Source organism: Streptomyces sp. NPDC058373, from assembly GCF_042723275.1.
Lineage (GTDB): Bacteria > Actinomycetota > Actinomycetes > Streptomycetales > Streptomycetaceae > Streptomyces.
Genome location: NZ_JBHXJE010000026.1, coordinates 34,510 through 37,546, shown reverse-complemented (window position 1 = coordinate 37,546; position 3,037 = coordinate 34,510). Strand labels below are relative to the sequence as shown.

Annotated in this window: 2 protein-coding genes; both read right to left on the bottom strand. The window is 68.7% G+C overall.

Annotation, left to right across the window (positions count from 1 at the left end):
• Positions 1–244: 244 nt before the first annotated feature.
• Complete coding sequence (locus ACFWMZ_RS16695; RefSeq protein WP_383202268.1) at positions 245–1,363, bottom strand: HNH endonuclease; 1,119 nt, start codon at positions 1,361–1,363, stop codon at positions 245–247.
• A 5-nt stretch (positions 1,364–1,368) separates the two neighbouring features.
• On the bottom strand, positions 1,369–3,009 hold the full coding sequence (locus tag ACFWMZ_RS16690; RefSeq protein ID WP_383202265.1) for an AAA family ATPase: 1,641 nt from the start codon (positions 3,007–3,009) through the stop codon (positions 1,369–1,371).
• Positions 3,010–3,037 lie beyond the last annotated feature (28 nt).

Genomic DNA, 3,037 nt, shown 5'->3' with positions numbered 1-3,037 from the left:
CGAGACTCTGAGTGATTCGCTGGAGATCAGGTAAGTGCTGATGCGATTGGAGGGGGATCTATGCGATGCCGATTCGTCCCAGGCTGCAGACCACAGATTCGGGTTCGTCCTCCAAGAACCTGCCGAGCGGCGCCCCGCGTTCACTTCGCCGCAGACCTTCGCAGACCACATCGCCGCAGGTCGAGGTCGAAGGCCTCTGGCCGTTAACATAGCCGGGGACGAAGGTGCCGCTCGTACTCTTGTCTTACATCGGTGTGCTGGGCGGGAAGTGCGTGGCGCGGAACTTGGCGAGGGTCTGCTCCACACCGGCGATGGTCAGACACCAGAAGTCCCAGCCGTCGATCTTGTTGCTGCCAGTGGCAGCTCGGGCGGCGGTGGTCGGGGTACCCCAGGGGCGGCCCCAGACTTCGATGTGGCCCTCGGGTTTCAGAACTGCCCCGTAGACCTTCTTCTCGTGCCGGCCAGTGAGGATGATGCCGGCCTTCAGGGCGTCGGGGTCCAGGTGCTGCAGCAGGTCGTGCAGGTCGACTCGGGAGCGCGCCGGGTCGACGGCAGGTGTGGGCGTCGTTGCGACCGGGGCGGGCGCGGCGGCCGGCTGAGCGACGGCTCGATGCAAGGCCAGGGCCATGGCGGCTGCCGCACTGTAGGGTGCCTCGGGTCCCACCTTGTCGTCGATCAGCTGCTGGATGTCGGTCTTGTCCCCGTGGCGGGCGAGTACGGTGACCTCCCGTATGAGGCGGGCGCGGAGCGGGACGAGGTGGGAGTCGTTGAGCGCCAGGATCCGTATGGTTTCGTCGGCGCGGCACAGGCCGCGGTTCGTTTCGGCTGGCGAGTAGGGGGTGTTGCTGCGCCGGGCGTAGCCGCCGGAGTCGAAGCCGAGCAGGTCGGGGTCGCTGGGGTGGGCCGGGTCCAGGAGCAGCGGCTGTTCGCTGTTCAGGTCGTCGGCTGAGGTGCTCGCGCGGGTTCCGCCTATGAGTGGGAACTGGCTGCCCTTGGCGCGGCCTTCCCGGACACCGTTGTAGCGGGCTCCGCCGCTGTTGCAGTGCTTGCAGGCGATGCGGTAGTTCGACACCTCGTAGGCCAGCCACCAGTAGCCCGGGTGGCCGGGCACGTCGAATACTTCGGATTTCGGCCGGTAGTGGTCGACGGTGATGTCCGCGCGCACGATGAGGGTCTCGCAGTACCAGCACTTGACGCCGGCGAGGCCGAGGAGCAGGTCGCGTACGGCGTCCTCGGTCCAGTGCGAATTGAATTCTCGCTCGGTGCCGGCGGCGACGGCGGCCCTGACCGCGTCGAGGGTGCGTTTGGCCTTGGCTGCCCAGGCTAGCGGGGCGGTGAGCCCTTGCATGTTGACGTGTCTCATCGGCGTCAGATCACCGAGGAGAAGCGCTCGTGGAACAGCTCGGCGACCAGGGCCTGCAGTCGTTCGGGCGAGGGCGGGTTGGGGCCGTGGGCGGCCTCGAGGAGCGCGAGGCGTCTGCGATGGAGCTCGGCGAGGAAGGCCGCCACGAGCGGATCACGGTCGGAGTTGGGAAAGTCCATGGTCTCCAGCTGGGCGGTGACGTCGCGCAGCGCGGCCTGTTTGACCGGGTCGCCGGCCGCCTCGGGGAGCAGCGTGTACTGGCGGTCGATCAGTTCCTGGGTGTGCTCGTCGAGTTGGGTGGGTAGGCCGAACAGGTCAGTGGTCAGCAGGCCGCCGGCGCCTTGTCCGCGCGGGTTGGCCCGCGGTATCACCGCGGTGGCCTGGCCCTCCACGTTGGTGGTGACGACGCGGATCTGCTCGCGGGTCATGTTGGATACCAGGAGCGGTTCGTGGGTGGCGGTGAGGAACTGCGAGTGCTGATGCGGTCCCAGCACGCTGCGTACGGAGGAGTACCAGCGCCGGCTCCACTCGGGGTGGAAGTGGGAGTCGGGTTCGTCCAGCAGGAACAGCGACTCATGTGCGCGCTGGAGTCTCAGCAGACCCAAAATCGTGAGGAGTTGCTGCTCCCCTGAGCTCAGGTCGTTCAGGCCGACAGTGAGCGCGCCGGACTTGTCCAGGCGGATGTCGACGGTGAGGTAGCCGGCGTCCAGCAAGGTGGCGAGCAGGCCGAACATCGACAGGTCGCTGTCGAAGAGGTTACGGAAGGCGCGGACATCTTCCGCGGCGCCCAGGTCGATCTGGAACCCGTCGGCGGGGCTGCCGGCTCCGTCCACTGGGTCGGCGTCGGGGATGAGACCAAACCGACCCGATTCGGAGGCGGCCGCGAACAGGGTGCGGGCAGGTCCGCCCAGGCCCCAGTACGGGAGGGCGGCCAGGTGCGGGGCGCGTGCCGCGCGTGGCGCGCGGATCCGCAGGACCGCGGAGGTCACCCGCTGCAGGTAGGAGTGGCTGCGCAGATAGGTGCCGAACGAGTCGGACCAGTGGGTGGTCTGCGCGAGGAGCAGCAGCGGCAGGTGCGCGGGCGTACACAGGAACACCGGCGTGTATAGGGGGCAGCTGATGGGCAGCGTGAACCGCTCGGTCCACAGCTCCCCTTGGCCCGGTGGCTGGTGCGCGCGCCACTGGTCGAAGTCCGTCATCCACTGCCGGCGCCATTCGCCGACGCGGCGGGCGGCGAAGCGACGGTGCTGGTCGAACTCGCTGGTCCAGGGGGCCTGGGCGTGCGCCTGGTAGCCGAAGACGTGATCGGGCAGATGCTGCGCCCACAGTGCACGGGCCACGGAGATCGGCCAGCCCGTTGCGGTGTCCACGGTCAGCTCGGGCGAGGTGTCGGGGGAGGTCTGAACGACCCGAACCGTCCGGTCGCGGACCTCGTAGTCGAGTTCGAAGGCGAAGGCCGCACGGCGCCCGGGCCGGTACAGGGCGCCGAAGATCTCAGCGAGCGCGTGCAGGGCCCGGGACTTGCCGCCGCCGTTGGGGCCGATCAGAGTGGCGATGGCATGACCGCCGTCGAGGGCGCCGGTGAGGTCCAGCTCGAAGTGGCGCAGGCCCCGGTAGGAGGAAAGGCTCAGGCGCAGCAGCCGCACGGCATCCCCCCGGTCATAGTGCCTCTGA